The 15404-nt window shown below is 62.6% G+C and carries 10 protein-coding genes; 6 read left to right on the forward strand and 4 right to left on the reverse strand.

The genetic code is table 11. The features are described from left to right. Positions 1 to 6 precede the first annotated feature (6 nt). Positions 7 to 954, reverse strand: coding sequence for a sugar phosphate isomerase/epimerase family protein (locus GE027_RS06250; protein WP_153556325.1), 948 nt, complete (start codon positions 952 to 954; stop codon positions 7 to 9). A 438-nt stretch (positions 955 to 1392) separates the two neighbouring features. Here GE027_RS06250 and GE027_RS06255 point away from each other — a divergent pair, with 438 nt between their 5' ends. Beyond that, on the forward strand, positions 1393 to 2091 hold the full coding sequence (locus GE027_RS06255; RefSeq protein ID WP_153556326.1) for an RNase H family protein: 699 nt from the start codon (positions 1393 to 1395) through the stop codon (positions 2089 to 2091). A 150-nt stretch (positions 2092 to 2241) separates the two neighbouring features. Then, positions 2242 to 4506, forward strand: coding sequence for a 1,4-alpha-glucan branching protein GlgB (gene glgB / locus GE027_RS06260; protein ID WP_153556327.1), 2265 nt, complete (start codon positions 2242 to 2244; stop codon positions 4504 to 4506). Between the two features lie 126 nt (positions 4507 to 4632). On the opposite strand, the gene GE027_RS06265 is transcribed toward glgB, so the two are convergent. Together GE027_RS06265 and rimI are read right to left on the reverse strand one after the other, a co-directional pair. Then, positions 4633 to 5700, reverse strand: coding sequence for a TIGR03009 domain-containing protein (locus GE027_RS06265; RefSeq protein ID WP_237607331.1), 1068 nt, complete (start codon positions 5698 to 5700; stop codon positions 4633 to 4635). A 152-nt stretch (positions 5701 to 5852) separates the two neighbouring features. Then, the gene (gene rimI / locus GE027_RS06270; RefSeq protein ID WP_153556329.1) at positions 5853 to 6371 is read right to left on the reverse strand and encodes a ribosomal protein S18-alanine N-acetyltransferase; all 519 of its coding nucleotides are present in this window, start codon (positions 6369 to 6371) and stop codon (positions 5853 to 5855) included. A 299-nt stretch (positions 6372 to 6670) separates the two neighbouring features. On the opposite strand from rimI, the gene GE027_RS06275 reads away from it, so the two are divergent. Further along, a complete protein-coding gene (locus GE027_RS06275) occupies positions 6671 to 9856 on the forward strand; it encodes a M20/M25/M40 family metallo-hydrolase (RefSeq protein ID WP_153556330.1) in 3186 nt (1061 codons plus the stop codon). 391 nt (positions 9857 to 10247) lie between these two features. Next, positions 10248 to 11681, forward strand: a complete 1434-nt coding sequence (locus tag GE027_RS06280; RefSeq protein WP_162006598.1) for a twin-arginine translocation signal domain-containing protein — start codon at positions 10248 to 10250, stop codon at positions 11679 to 11681. Between the two features lie 251 nt (positions 11682 to 11932). On the opposite strand, the gene hemQ is transcribed toward GE027_RS06280, so the two are convergent. Next, positions 11933 to 12775: a hydrogen peroxide-dependent heme synthase gene (gene hemQ, locus GE027_RS06285; RefSeq protein ID WP_202617339.1), complete on the reverse strand. Its 843-nt coding sequence runs from the start codon at positions 12773 to 12775 to the stop codon at positions 11933 to 11935. 242 nt (positions 12776 to 13017) lie between these two features. Between hemQ and GE027_RS06290 the strand changes: the two genes are divergently transcribed. Continuing rightward, positions 13018 to 13926, forward strand: coding sequence for a polysaccharide deacetylase family protein (locus GE027_RS06290; RefSeq protein ID WP_153556332.1), 909 nt, complete (start codon positions 13018 to 13020; stop codon positions 13924 to 13926). Next, the gene (locus GE027_RS06295) at positions 13923 to 15176 is read left to right on the forward strand and encodes a glycosyltransferase (RefSeq protein ID WP_237607332.1); all 1254 of its coding nucleotides are present in this window, start codon (positions 13923 to 13925) and stop codon (positions 15174 to 15176) included. Before GE027_RS06290 ends, GE027_RS06295 begins: the two co-directional genes overlap by 4 nt. Positions 15177 to 15404: the final 228 nt, after the last annotated feature.

Genomic DNA, 15404 nt, shown 5'->3' on the forward strand with positions numbered 1-15404 from the left:
GGCCGCTTACTTGGCAGCCACGTTTGCAGCGATTCGTTCCAGCAATGCTTTGCTGTGCTTGATGCCTTCGGCTTCGCTCAGCCGGCCGCCTTCGTACTCGATTCCCACGTAACCGTGGTAGCCGTGTGAGAGCACGATGTCCATCATCCGCGGATAGTCGATCGTGGTTTCGTTTCCGCTGTCGTCAAAGTCATAGGTTTTGGCGCTGACGGCTTTGGCGTAGGGCATCAGTTGCTCGACACCCTTGTAGCGGTCGTAGACTTCGGGGTTCTCGCCACGGCGGATCGTAAAGTTGCCGAAGTCGGGCAGGGTGCCGCAGTTGTCCATGTCGACGCTTTTGATCACCCCGGCCAGCCAGTCACCGTTGCTGCTCAGCCCGCCGTGGTTTTCGACGATCACGTTGATGTCCATCGGACGAGCGAACTCGCTGAGCGAACGCAGGCCGTCGGCAGCCCGCTGCTGTTGTTCTTCGTAGCTGCCGCTGGAGCCGGCGTTGACGCGGATCGAATGGCAACCGAGGAACTTGGCCGCGCGAACCCACTTGTGGTGGTTCTCGACCGCTTGACGACGTTTCGCTTTGTCGGCGTCACCCAGCCGTCCTTCGCCGTCACACATGATCAGCAGCGACCGCACACCGGCGTCGTCGGCTCGCTGTTTCAGTTCCGCCAAGTACTTCTCGTCGTCGGCTTTATCTTTGAAGAACTGGTTGACGTATTCGACGGCCTCGATGCCAAACTCTTCTTTGGTGTGCTTGGCGAAGTCCAGGTTGTCGATGTCGCCCCTGCGCAGCGTGCGGTGCAGCGACCACTGGGCCAAAGAGATTTTATAGGGCGGGGCGTCGCCGCGCGGCTGGTCGGCAAAGGCCCGGTTCGTCAGGGAACCGCCCAGCAGGGCGGGGCTGGCGGCGGCGGCGGTGGTGGCGGCGGTCAGTTGCAGAAATCGACGTCGATCCATGGAAAGCTCTCAGGTGGATGTCAGGAGGATGGGTAAACGGTTTTTCAAGCCAGACCGTATTGTAGTGCGTTTCGCTCGGGCGGGGCACGGGTTTTGCAACGGCTCGGAGTTTTGCAGCCGGCTGGGGCTTTGAGTCCGGCTGGGGCTTTGCGTCCGGCTGCGGGCTTTGCGTCCGGCTGGGGCTTTGCGTCCGGCTGGGACTTTGCGTCCGGCTGGGGCTTTGAGTCCGGCTGGGGGTCTGCGGCCAGCTGGGCGCTTGCGTCCTTCTGCGGGTTTTGCGGAAAGGATGAGCGGTAGGGGGACCTTGGCGGTCAGGGAAAACTTTTCGGGCCTTTACGGTGCGACGTTCGCGGTGGTCGTCCGATGGAACTCACTAAGGAAACACGACCGTGTTGTTGCGGATGGATCCGAGTCAGTCACCGATAAGGAGCCCTTACCGTGGTCGCATTGCCCGATTTGCTCGAAACCACCCCGAAAGACGACGCTTTGAATCGCTTGCCCGCCCGGAGCGGCGCCGAAGACCCCGTAGAACCCGAAACGCTTTCCGAATACCTCCTGGTGTGCGAGGCCATTGCCGCCTCGGACACGGTGGGCAGCTGGCGGTTTTCACTGGAAACCGCTGCCGGTGCCACGCTTTTGGACGTTCGTGAGAAAGAGTTTGGCAACCCCAATCGGCTGGCCCTGTGGGCGATCGTACGCGGACTCGAAGCCATCGAAGGAGCCGCCAGCGTGACGCTGATCTCGACCAGCCGCTACGTCATCCGCGGACTTCGCGATTCGCTGCATCGTTGGCGAGAGAACGGTTTTATGTGGGAGCACTTCGGGCGCACCGTGCCGGTCGAAAACGCCGACCTGTGGCGACGCGTCGACCACGCCCTGCGTTTCCACTCGGTGCATGCCTGCCTGGTCTCGGCGACGAAGGTTCGCGGCCACGGCGAGGCGGCCCCGGCGGCGGCCTCGGGCAACCAGGCCGCGGCCAAGACCATCGGCGGCGCGGCCGCGAGCACCGGTGCCGCCCCACGGTCGTTTCCTTCGCCCACGCCGCCGGCGGATCGGCTGCGGCGTTGGCTGCTGTCGCAGGGCGGCTCGGCGGGCCCGAAACGCAAGTACGGCCCCGCGGATCTGGCTCTGGCGTAAACCGCCCCGCCCGACCGTAACCGACCTGTCTGACCGTTGGGCCAGCCGGCGGCACTGCGCCACCCTCCCGCGCGTTCCGCCGGCTGCCCCCTTGATTGATCCCCTTTCCAACCCTCAAACTCGGGCTTAGCCCGATGGCTACGGATTGCCATGCATACCCAACTGACGCTCTCCCAAATTGGTAGTTTGATTGAAGGCACCTGCGGCGACCCCGGAGCGATCCTCGGCCCGCATCGTGTTGACTATCAAGGAACTCCGGCGGTGGCCGTGCGGGGGTTCTTTCCCGATTCGAGTGCGGCTTGGGTCGTCGACCCGGCGGGCAAGTCGCGCCGGCCGATGCAGAAGATCCACCCCGCCGGGTTTTTCGAAGCGATCTGCCCCGCGGCGTTCGCCCCCGAAGTTTTTCGTACGGATGCCTCCCATTCCAAGACCACGGACCACTCTGGATACACTCTCCAAGTCGCCCGCCCGTCCGGTGAGATAGTCGCTATGCAAGACCCCTATGCTGTTCCTTCCATCCTGACCGATTTCGATCGTTACTTGATTGGCGAAGGGAATCATCACGAACTGTACAACCGGCTGGGTGCCCAGGTTCGCACTGTCGGCCAGGGCGACGGCCAGGAGGGAACCGGCGTCAACTTTGCCGTCTGGGCCCCCAATGCCCGCACCGTCCAGGTCGTCGGGGACTTCAACGGCTGGGACGGCCGGGAAACCGTGATGCGGGTGCAGCCGCATCTAGGGATCTGGGAATTGTTCGTGCCCGGTGCCAAACCGGGGGATCGCTACAAGTACCGCCTACAGACCCAGTGGGGCGAGTGGGTCGACAAGGCCGACCCGGTGGGCTTTGCCGCCGAACTGCCGCCGCTGACCGCCTCGGTGGTCGCCGACTTGAACCAGTTCGAGTGGAGCGATGACCAGTGGATGCAACAGCGGGCCGAGCACGACGCGCTGCGGAAACCGTTCAACGTCTACGAAGTGCACCTGGGCAGCTGGCAACAAGGTCCGGGCCGCGCACATGGTTGGCTGGATTACAAGGACCTGGCCCATCGGTTGACCGATTACTGCCACCGCATGAATTTCACGCACGTGGAACTGATGCCCGTCAGCGAGCATCCCTTTACCGGATCGTGGGGCTACCAGACGGTCGGCTATTTCGCCCCGACCAGCCGGCACGGCTCGCCCGATGACTTCATGTACTTCGTGAACTTCCTGCACCAGAACAACATCGGCGTGCTGATCGACTGGGTGCCGGCTCACTTCCCCAAAGACGGGCACGGCCTGTACCGCTTTGACGGTACGCCGCTGTACGAACACGCCGACCCGCGACAGGGCGAACATCCCGACTGGGGCACCATGATCTTCAATTACGGACGCAACGAAGTCCGTAACTTCCTGGTCGCCAACGCCCTGTTCTGGTTGGACAAGTACCACATCGATGGACTCCGTGTCGACGCGGTCGCTTCGATGCTGTACCTGGACTACAGCCGCGAAGGCGACCAGTGGATTCCCAACCAATACGGCGGCCGAGAGAACCTGGAAGCGATCGAATTCATCAAGGAATTCAACGTCGCGGTCCACGAAAAACACCCCGGCGCGGTTACCGTGGCCGAGGAATCCACCGCGTGGCCCGGTGTCTCCCGTCCCACCTACGACGGCGGCTTGGGCTTCACCTTCAAGTGGAACATGGGCTGGATGAACGACACGCTGCGTTATATGCGCAACGAACCGATTCACCGTAAACACCATCAGGACGAATTGACGTTCAGCCTGATCTACGCCTTCACCGAAAACTTTGTCCTGCCGCTGTCGCACGACGAGGTGGTCCACGGCAAGGGATCGCTGATCTCGCAGATGCCCGGCGATATGTGGCAAAAGTTCGCCAACCTGCGGCTGTTGTATTCCTATATGTGGACGCATCCCGGCAAGAACCTGCTGTTCATGGGCGGTGAACTGGCTCAGTGGACCGAGTGGCATCATGACCACGGCCCGCAGTGGGAACTGCTGGATTTCAAAACCCACCGCGGTGTACAGAACCTGGTGGCCGACCTGAACCAATTGGTCATCGAAAACCCGGCCCTGCATGCCGAAGACCACACCGGCGAAGGATTCGAGTGGGTCGACTGCATGAACAGCGAGGCCAGCACGCTGGTGTACCTCCGCAAAGCAGCCGATGCGACGCCACTGCTCGTGTGCTGTAACTTCACGCCCGTGCCGCGAGAGAACTATCGCGTGGGCGTTCCGACACGAGGGTTCTGGCGAGAGATCCTCAACAGCGATGCCGGGATCTATGGCGGGTCGAACATGGGCAACTATCCGGGCCTGGAAACCACCGGTGTGGCTCACCATGGTCGCCCGGACAGCGTGCTCGTCACCATGCCGCCGCTGGGCGTGACGGTGTTCCGCCTGGAAGCATAGGTCCGCCGGGCGGAGAGTCGCCTAAGTCGCCAAAGTCGCTCGGTTGTCTCAACCGAGACGGTTCCTTAGTCACGGCTGGGACAGCCGTGCTGCTGTTACCGGGTCACGGCTGGGACAGCCGTGCTACTATCGCCGTATTGCCGGGGCTTGAGCCTGCTGGAGGTCGGCCGATTCGCTGGCGGGCGGTTGGTAGCGTTCGCGAACGACCTTCCAGTTGCTGTCCGGTTTCTCGATGAACTTGTCGACGAACTGCTGCAGACCGCCGATGATCGAGTTCTTCTTCACGCCGCTGAACTCGTAGTGATCCCAGGCGGGAGCGGTTTTGGCGTTGAAATTGGGGGCGTACATCAGCAGCGCCTGCGGCAGAAAGGTTTGCGGATCGATCACGATCTGCACCAAGCGGTACTGAGCGCGATCTTCCTGGCGTTTCGGCCAAGCTTCGATGACCACGGTATCGGGTTTGGGCGAAGCGACGGTGCGCACCCAGTAGCGCTGACGAATTTTCTCGGCATCCAAATTGAACACGAAGGGCAGGGGGCTTTCGAAGATTTGCGTGCCCTGCAGTTCCGGCGGCAGATCCTGGACCGTGCACTTCTTTTCGCCGCGATCGAAGTCGAACAGTTGCTGGCCGTTGCAGGCCCAGTACTCGCCAAACATTCCTTCGACGGCCGCATACTGCGGCTTGCCTTCCTGCATGCCTTTGTAGAACTTCAGCTCATTGACGCGGAACATGCCTTTGTCGGGCGAGGCGTAACGGATTTCGCCCTTGGCCCATGTAGCGTGCACGCCGGCGGGAGCTTGGGTCAGGTCGTAGTGCCAACGTGTGAAGTCGGCCTCGAGTCGCTGGACGGTTTTGCTCTGCGTTTCCCAGGCCTGCAGCAGGCGGGTCAGCTCCTGCTCCTGAGCGGCCGACAGCGGCGGGAAGGGTGCGGCGGGTGCCGTGGCGGCCGGAGCCGTTCGCGTGGTGGACTGAGCGTTGCCTGCGGTGGCTTGGTTTTGCTGGGCGTTACCCTGCGTGGCTGCGGACGCCTGACGTTGTTGGGCGGCCCGCTGCTGGGCCATCTGATGCTGTTGGGCGGGGGCGAGCGGCTGATTGCCACCGGCCTGTGCTCGATAGGTCCCCTGGCCACTGGGTGTACCGGTTTGAGCCAGCCCATTGCTGGCGATGAACACCGCGGCCGCGGTGACAATCATTGAACGCATCATCCTTGACGCCTTTCTGGCCATCAGCCATTGAATTCGAGTGTGGAGTGTGTCGAGCGTCTGCCTGCCCGTTGGCCGGGGCTCGCACACACCGAAGGGTAGTGGTGTGAGTGTTATCTTTCGGGCTGCGGGCTAGCCGCCGTTCAGCCGGCCATTCGCGAGATGCGGCCCGTCGGGTGCGCCAGTTCGTCGGCGGTGGGCTGATACCGATACTGCATCAGGTAAGCATCCTCGGTGCTGTCGTCGTAGAAGTCCCGCAGCACGGACACGGCTCGAAAGCCCAGGCCGCGGAAGAACAACTGGGCGTCCAGGTTCGTCTCGCGGACTTCCAGCATGATGCGGTTGCGACGCTCGTGCGACAGTTTGCCCATCAGCTTGTTGATCATCGAACGCCCGATTCCCTGACGCTTGACCTCGGGGGCCACCGCGAAGTTCAGGATGTGCAAGCGGTTCTTGTGCAATTCGTAGATCATAAAGCCGACCACGCGCTCGTCGCGCTCGGCGACCATGCCGATGCAGTTCCGCTGCCGCAGACAGCGAATGAAGTCCTCTTCGGACCATGCGAATTCGAAATTCGTCGACTCGATTTCTAGTACAGCCTGCATGTCGCGGCGGATCATCCAGCGAATATGAACGCAGGTGTCCTGTTCAGTGTGGCCCATCCTGGAACTCCCTTCCATCGGCAACTGAGGTTTGGTCCAAATCATTGTTATTTATCGCCCCGCCATGCTCGCCCTTGCGACCGAACAACCACAGCGGCTGATGCGTCGGAAAATACCAGAAGCCCCCACCAGAGCCAAGACAAGTTCCGCACAGCGGTGCGAACGCCACCTCCCCGTGCGAGTCTTGTCAAGCATGGTAAACTGGGCTGATCCAAGTGCATCGTTTCCCACCTTCTCGCCGTCGATCCTGCGCGAAAGCAGCGTTCCGGCGTGCCCGCTCCACAGGCCTGATATTCGCAATGGTTTTGCTACGTACCCTGTTGTTTCGCCTGCCGCTGGTCCTCGCTTCGCTGGGTTTTGCCGCGTCGGCAGTGTGCTCTGCATTGGCCCAGCAACCCGCTGCCCCCACCACGCCAGCCGCAGCGGCGCATGGCGACGAGGAATCGACTCCGCCGAGCAAAGATCGTGAAACGCTGTTGCTCGAGAACACGCGCCAATTGACCTTCGAGGGCCGACGCTCGGGGGAAGGGTATTTCAATCCCGACGCCTCGCAGATGGTGTTCCAAAGCGAACGGCAGCCGGGCAATCCGTTCTATCAGATCTACTTGATGGACATGGCCACCGCCGACATCACCCGCGTCTCTCCCGGGACGGGACGGACCACGTGTGCCTGGCTGCATCCGGTCGATGGGCGCGTGCTGTTCGCCAGCACGCACGAAGATCCGCAGGCGGAAGCGAAACAAAAGCAGCGGTTGGAACTGCGACAGTCCGGCAACGAACCGCGGTATTCGTGGAGCTACGATCCGGAATACGAACTGTATGCCAAGGACCTCGATGATGGCCGTCTGACACGCTTGACCCACGAGCGCGGCTACGACGCGGAAGGCTCGTACAGCCCGGACGGAACGAAGATCGCCTTCGCGTCCAACCGCCAGGCGTACGAGCGTGAGTTGACCCAGCGTGAAGCGGCTCTGTTTGAACACGATCCCGCGTCGATGATGGAGATTTACATCATGGACGCCGATGGTTCGAACGTGCAGCGGTTGACCGACTCCCTCGGTTACGACGGCGGCCCGTTCTTCTCGCCCGATGGCCAGCGGATTTGTTGGCGACGGTTTTCCGAAGACGGCGCCACGGCCGAAATCTACACGATGCGGATCGACGGCAGTGACCAACAGCGGCTGACCCGGTTGGACGCGATGAGCTGGGCGCCGTTCTATCACCCCTCGGGTGATTACCTGGTCTTTACGACCAATCTTCACGGCTTCGGAAACTTCGAACTGTATCTGGTTCGCGCCGACGGCCAAGGCAAACCGGTCCGGGTGACGGAAACCGAGGGAGCCGATTTGCTGCCGGTCTTCCTGCCCGACGGAAAACAATTGTCCTGGACGTCGACGCGTACCGACAGCGGCCGCTCGCAGATCTTTCTGGCGGATTGGAACGATGCCGCCGCCCGAGAACTACTGGGCTTGGATTCGCCGGACCGCAGCGCCGCCCTGGCGTCCGCCCAAGCCACCAGCGCCGGTTTTACGCCTGCCGATATCGGACGACACGTCGATTACTTGACGCGCCCCGAGCTGGCCGGGCGATTGACGGGTACCGAAGGCGAACGGCGGGCGACCGCGTACGTTGCAGCCTACCTGGAGAGCCTGGGATTCGAACCCGCTGGCGAAAATGGTTCGTGGTATCAGACGTTTGAGTTTCCCGCCGGGTCCGAACGGACCGACAACAATCACTTTGCGACCGGCACGACGGTTCACGAGCAGGATCAACAGTGGCGGCCGTTGGCGTTTTCGGGAACCGGAGACTTTGACCCGGCCGAACTGGTCTTCGCCGGCTACGGCATGCAGGTCCCGGCTTCGGACCAGTACGAACAATACGACAGCTATGTCCATCTGGACGTCGCCGGCAAGTGGGTGGTCGTGCTGCGGGATTTGCCGCAGGACATCACGCCCGAACGTCGCCAACAGATGGCCCGCTACAGCGATCCCCGCCGCAAGGCCCAGGTCGCTCGTGATCTGGGCGCCCGCGGATTAATTTTCGTCACCGGGCCGACCAGCAAGGTGCGCAATCAATTGTTGCGGTTCGATCGCAACGCGTCGGCCGGCAGTATCAGCATCGCGGTCCTCAGCGTGACCGATGCGGTGGCTCGGAAATGGTTCGAGGCCGCCGGCAAGGACCTGGGCCAGCTGCAGAAATCGCTCGACTCCGGCGAGATGCAGATGGGTTTTCCGCTCACGCCGGCCGCCCCAGACCAACCGCCGCTCAAGGTCTCGGCGACGATTGACATCCTGCGCAAACGCGGCACCGGCCGCAACGTGCTGGGACGGTTGCCCGCCGCCGACCAGCCCACCGAAGAAATGGTTATCGTCGGCGCCCATATCGATCACCTGGGTCGCGGCGCCGGCAGCAATTCGCTGGCCAGTGAAGACGAGCAGGGTCAGATCCATTACGGGGCCGACGACAATGCCAGTGGCGTTGCGGCGATGTTGGAAATCGCTCAGAACCTGGCCGCAGAGGTTCGCAGTGGACGGCTGAAACCGCGCCGTGATCTGGTCGTCGCCGGATGGTCCGGCGAGGAACTGGGGTTGTTCGGTTCGCAGGCCTTCGTCGAAGATTTTTCCCAGTTGTTCCCGCATGCCGCCATGGTTTCACCAGCCGGTGCTCGGGACGCGGTGCACCCGCACGCGGCAGCCGCTGGGCAACCAACCCCGCCCGGCTCTGCAAAGCACAAGCCTGCCGCGCAAGACGGGGACGCCGGGACCGCGACGCCAGCGCCCTCGCATCACGGCGCGCCGTCGGCGCCCGAGTCGCTCGCGCCGACCGTGGCGGCTTACCTGAACCTGGACATGGTGGGACGGCTGCGCGAGAAGCTGGTGGTGCAGGGCATCGGCTCTTCGCCCCAGTGGGCCGGCGAGGTTCAGCGCCGCAACGTTCCGGTCGGTTTGAAGCTGGAACTGGATAAAACCAGCACCCGGCTGCCCACCGACGCCGCCTCGTTTGTCTCCCGCGGTGTGCCCGTGCTGGCGTTCTTTACCGGCGCTCACGAGGACTATCACACGCCCCGCGACACGGCCGAAAAACTGAACTATGAAGGTGCGGCCAAGGTTGCGCATCTGACCGCCTTGATCTCTCGTGGTCTGCTGACCGCCGAAGCGGCACCGGTGTTCGAATTGGCCGAGGGCGAAGCCGCCGAGGATGCGCCGCGCGTGCGTCTGACGGCGTTTTTGGGGACGATCCCCGATTACGCGTCCGGCGACGTCAAGGGTCAAGTCCTGTCGGGTGTGTCCCGCCGCGGACCAGCCGAACAAGCGGGCTTGCGAGCCGGTGACCGGATCATCGAACTGGCCGGCCGCAAGATCGAAGACATCTACGACTACACCTACGCGATCGAAGCCCTGAAGATCGGGGAACCGGTTAAAGTCGTCATCGTCCGCGACGACAAGGAAATGACCTTGACCGTGACACCGGGTTCCAGAAATTAATTCGGCTGGATGGAACCGTAGCTGGACTCGCCAGAGTTTCGATGGGACGGGGGCCTTCCTATCGCCCTTCCAGGGCTTTCGCTTGCATGGATTCCGATTTCCCCAGGCTCGCGCCTGGGGCTACCACATGCCGTCGCTCCGCGACTCGGGAACGTGCGTTCCCGCGCATAAATATCCGTGAGCGCCGGCGGATATCGGATTTCGTTTCTCCAAAGTCTGACGACTTCAGCTACGGGCGCTGGAGTCTAGCCTTTAGGCGATTTGTCGCTGCGCACCGGGCGGCGGAAGCCTGGACTCCAGCGTTCCAAAGTCTGGCGACTTCAGCTACGAAGCGCGGAATCGGTTAATATAGATGCGTTTCCCACCACCCTCTCTCTCCCCGATTCCCGCCATGAACCCTGCCAAAGCTCTGCAGCTCGATCGCCGTCAGTTCCTTGCTGCTTCCACCGCCACGGCCGCGACGATCGCCGGCGGCCTCCGCCCGTCCTCGGCGCTGGCGGAGCCGTCTTCGGGCAACCTTCACCTGGGCACGTTTCGGTTTGATGTGACGCCCCCGATGGGACACTCGCTGTGCGGCGGCTGGATCACTCCTGCGACCGCGGTCGACGATCCGCTCGAAGCGATCGGCTATGTGCTGCTCGGTTCCGGAAAACCCGTCGTGGTCTGCGTCGTCGATTGGACGGGGCTGCTCAATTCCGCTCACCTTCGCTGGCGACAGGCATTGGCCGAGGCGGCCGGCACGACGGTCGACCGCGTAACCGTTCACTGCGTGCACCAGCACAACGCTCCGTTCGCTTGCCTGGATGCCGAAGAGATCGTGGAGGCCCAGGGCGACCTGCCGCATATCATCGAGCGTGATTTCTTTCTGCGCTGTTTGGATGCCGCTCGCGGTGCGGTCCGTCAAGCCGTCCAGCAAACCACTCCGGTGACCCACGTTGCCCATGGCGAAGCCAAAGTCGACAAAGTGGCCAGCAATCGGCGGATCATCGGCCCCGACGGCAAACTGGTATCCCAACGCGGCAGCAGTTCCAAGAACCCCGAGCATCACGCCCTGCCCGAAGGCTTGATCGATCCGATGTTGAAAACCGTGGCGTTCTATAACGGGGACCGAAAGCTGGCGGCCTGTCATTATTACGCCTGCCACCCGATGAGCTATTACGGCGACGGGCGGGTGAGCGCCGATTTCTGTGGTCTGGCCCGTCGCGAGCGCCAGCGTCAAGAGCCGGACTGCACGCATTTGTACTTCAACGGCTGCGGCGGAAACATCGGCGCCGGCAAGTACAACGACGGCAGCAAAGCGATGCGTCCCGTGCTGACCGAACGAATGCTGGCCGGCATCGTGGCCTCGGAAGAAACGTTGGAACGCCAGCCGATCGAGTCGCTTCGCTGGGACACCCACGACATCCTGCCGCCGGTCAATCCGCGGTTCGATGCAGAGGCACTGCTGCGGCAGATCCACGACCGTGATCAACGCGTCGTTAACCGCAATCGGCCTTCGTACACCGTCGCCTGGATTCGCCGGATGAACGCCAGGTTGCCGATCGCACTCAGCAGCATGCACATCAACGACATCTCGCTGTTGCACCTACCCTCGGAATGTTTCGTCGAGTATCAGCTGCGAGCTCAGCAGGCGGCACCGGATCGTTTTGTGGCCTGCGCGGCGTATTCCGATGGCGGTCCCTGGTACATTCCGACCGCCGAAGCATACCCGCAAGGCGGTTACGCGGTCAGCGTCGCTCACTGTGCCCCGCAGGTTGATCCGATGCTGAGCGGCGCGATTCGCAAACTGTTGTCGGTGGACGAAGCCGCGCCCCGCGTGGGCTAGGGGCGGTGCCTACTGGTTCGGTAGCTGAACTCGCCAGAGGTAGCAGATCTCGCCAGAGCTTGGACGGGACGGGGACGATCCTATCGCCCTTCCAGGGCTTTCGCTGGCATTCATTCCGATTTCCCCAGGCTCGCGTCTGGGGCTACCACATGCCGTCGCTCCGCGACTTGGGAACGTTCGTTCCCGTGGATAAATATCCGTGAGAGCCGGCGGATTTCGGATTTCGTTTCTCCAAAGTCTGGCGACATTAGCTACGAAATGCGGCAGTGCTGGAGAATCTCCGCGGCGCCGGCGCGGTATCCGACGTAGAACGGACCGAACTCCGCATACACCGCGCTGGCCTGGTCGAAGCGCATTTTGTAGACGATCTCGCGGAGGTATTCCGGATTGCGTCCCCACAGCGTGACCATCCATTCCCAGTCATCCAAGCCGACGCCGACCGTAATCAACTGGCTGACCCGACCGGCGAAAGCGATACCGCTGCGGGCGTGTTCGGCCATCAACTGGTTGCGCCGCGAGAACGGTTCGGTGAACCAGTTTCTGCCGACGTCGCGGCTCTTGTTCATCGGATAGAAACACGCCGCCGGCCAGTCCGGAAACTCGGGCGACAGTCGCTGTTGGTTCATCATCGGCAACCGCCGCTCGTACGCATTCATCTTGGCGTCAAACGTCGGCGTGCCTTCCGCTTCGCCCTCGGCGATCAAGCGTTTGCGGTAATCTTCGACACTGGGGACATACTCGCTGATCTCGCTCATCGACACGAACGACCAAGTCGGTTCGATGGCCGCGCCCAGTGGTCCTGAAAGGATGCGTTGATGGATGGCGTCGATCTTCAGCGGATCGGGATCCATCATCATCAGGATCCAGTCCGCCCGGTGACCGCTGGTGATGTACCCCTGCAACCGCTCGCAGCGTGTCTCGCCGTCGTTTTCCAGGGCCGCAACGAACGCCTCGCGGCCGGCTTGCAATTGGGCTGCGGTCAGCTGAGCCAGTCGCGCCCGATCGAAGCGGTAGCAGTAATGCGAACAGTGCCAGCCTTGTGAGGGCACCACCGAAGGCTCGGGCAGGGGAGTGCTGGCGGGACGCGTCGACATGCGAAAAACTCCGTAAGGCGGGCAGGTAATCGGGACAGACTGGCAACCGGTCATCGTAAACAGCGAACGATCGATCGGCGAGCCCCCGGGAACCCGGCGTCTGCCGACAACCGGCACATTCGCTGCGACCCCACCGCCCTCGAGCCGGGTTTGCGCTGCGAAGAACGGGGCTTGGTTGCCGCCCTTCAGAAGCAGCCTATGCATTAAGTGTCTCGTTTGCGTTCGGCCCCTCCGGAATCCTCATGTCGCTTCGCTCCGCCCTCTTAAACGCCCGCCGCTTGGCATCCCTGCCGCTGCGCCGCCACCAGCTCCGAGGGCTCGGAGCTCAGGGTCTCGCGCCGCTGCACTGTGTGTTCTACCACCGCGTCGCCGACACCCATCCCAACGACTGGACGATCGGCTGTGCCCCGTTTGAACGCCACGTCCGCTACATGCGTTCGCACTTCGACATGATCGATCTGAGCGAACTGCAACGTCGCGTAAACCAGCTTGACAGCCGCCGGCCCGCCGTGGCGATCACCTTCGACGACGGCTACGCCGACAACTGCCGCTTTGCGCTGCCGCTGCTGATGCGATTGGGGGTCCCCTGCACGTACTTTGTCACGGTCGACAGTCTTTTGTCGGGTCGTCCGTTCCCGCACGACGTCCAAGCCGGTCAACCGCTGGACCCGCACACCCCGGACGAGATCCGCGCATTGGCCGCTGGCGGAATCGAGATCGGATTGCACACGCGCAGCCATCTGGACCTGGCCGGCGTGACCGATCCGGCCATCCTCCGACATGAAATCATCGATGCCGCAGACGCCCTGGCCGACATCGTCGGCCGCCGCATCCGCTACTTTGCCTTCCCCTTTGGAATGCCGCCGCAGATCACCGCTCAGGCGGTCGATGCGGTTCGGCAGGCCGGGATGGACGGATTCTGCAGCGCCTTTGGCGCGTACAACCTACCCGGCCGCGACGCCTTCCACATCCGCCGTTTCCACGGTGATCCGGAGTTCAGCCGATTGCTGAACTGGTTGCAGTTCGACGCGCGAAAGCTGCGCATCGAACCGTCCGTCGCCGGTTCGTCCGCCGCCGCCGGCGACAACGGAACCGAAGAAGGCCAAGCATCCGAAGCACCTCACCCCACCGCTGTGACCAACGCCGTATGACCTCCTTGCTTCGCCGTCTGTGCTCGATTCGCAAGCCTCAACCCCGAGCTCGCCGCGGTCCGCTGCGCGTCATGTTCGTCATCACCAGCATGCCGGTCGGGGGTGCCGAGACGTTGCTGGTGAACCTGCTGGACCGCTTGGACAACCAGCGGGCGATCGGCGAAGTCATCTGTTTGAAACAAGCCGGTCCCCTAGGCGAACAAATCCAGGACCGACTGCGCGTCCACACGGGCTTGCTGAGAAACAAGTGGGACGTGACCGTGTTGTGGCGTTTGGCTCGTCTGTTGCGGCGACGTCGCGCCGATGCGGTGATCACCGTGGGTGCGGGCGACAAAATGTTCTGGGGCCGCTTGGCCGCTTGGGGCTCTGGCGTGCCGGTCATCATCAGCGCCCTGCATTCGACCGGATGGCCCGATGGCGTCGGACGTTTGAACCGGATGTTGACGTTCCTGACCGACGGCTTTATCGCCGTAGCCGATTCGCACGGCGAATTCATGCAGCAACACCTGGGCTTTCCGAAGGATCGCGTTCACGTCATTCGCAACGGCGTGGATACCGATCGATTCCGCCCCGCTCTGGCCGACCAGGGTCTGCGCGAGGGTTTGAAAGTTCGCGAAGAACTGGGCCTGGACGACGAGACGCCCCTGGTGGGGATCGTGGCGGCATTGCGACCGGAAAAGAATCACGAGATGTTCGTCGACGTCGCCGCGGCGGTGCTGCGAAAACACGGCGATGCCCACTTCCTGATCGTCGGCGATGGTCCCTGCCGGGAAACCATCGCGCAGTACTGCAAACAGCGCGGGATCGCCGACCGCGTACACCTGCTGGGCACGCGTCACGACACACCACGACTGGTAGCCGCCCTGGACGTGTTCCTGCTGTGCTCGCACAACGAAGCCAGTCCGGTTTCGATTCTGGAAGCGCTCGCGGCCCACGTGCCGGTCGTCAGCACAAACGTGGGTTCGGTCAGCGAGTCGGTCATCGAGGACGAAACCGGATACCTGGTGGCCCGCAGCGATGCCGCCGCGGCGGCCGACAAAGTTTGTCGTTTGCTGGACGATGACGATCTAAATCATCGCTTGGGCGCAGCCGGACGCCAGCGCGTTCTGCAGAGCGGTTCGTTGCAGGCCATGGTCGACGGTTACCAGCGGCTGGTCGAAAACCTGTACGACCAACGCGTGCTCGAAAACCTGGGACGGCGGAGTCAAGACGCCGTGCGAGGCAAATTGGCGAGAAACCCAGGACGGTAGGGTTGGTGGTTCCGGCGGAACTTATGTACGGAAACGAACATCCTCGAATCGCGGAGCGATTGATTGTGGTAGCCCCGGGCGTGGCTGCTGCGACCGAGCTTCGCACGCCAACCATATATTCCGCCGGAGTCAGCAAATCTCAAATCTCCTGACTCTAACGGATTCTATGTATGGCTCAGAGCGGTACAAGCCAATGTTTTCTCCCCTCTCCCCCGCTGCGCCGCGAGC

The sequence above is a fragment of the Roseimaritima sediminicola genome, from assembly GCF_009618275.1.
Lineage (GTDB): Bacteria > Planctomycetota > Planctomycetia > Pirellulales > Pirellulaceae > Roseimaritima > Roseimaritima sediminicola.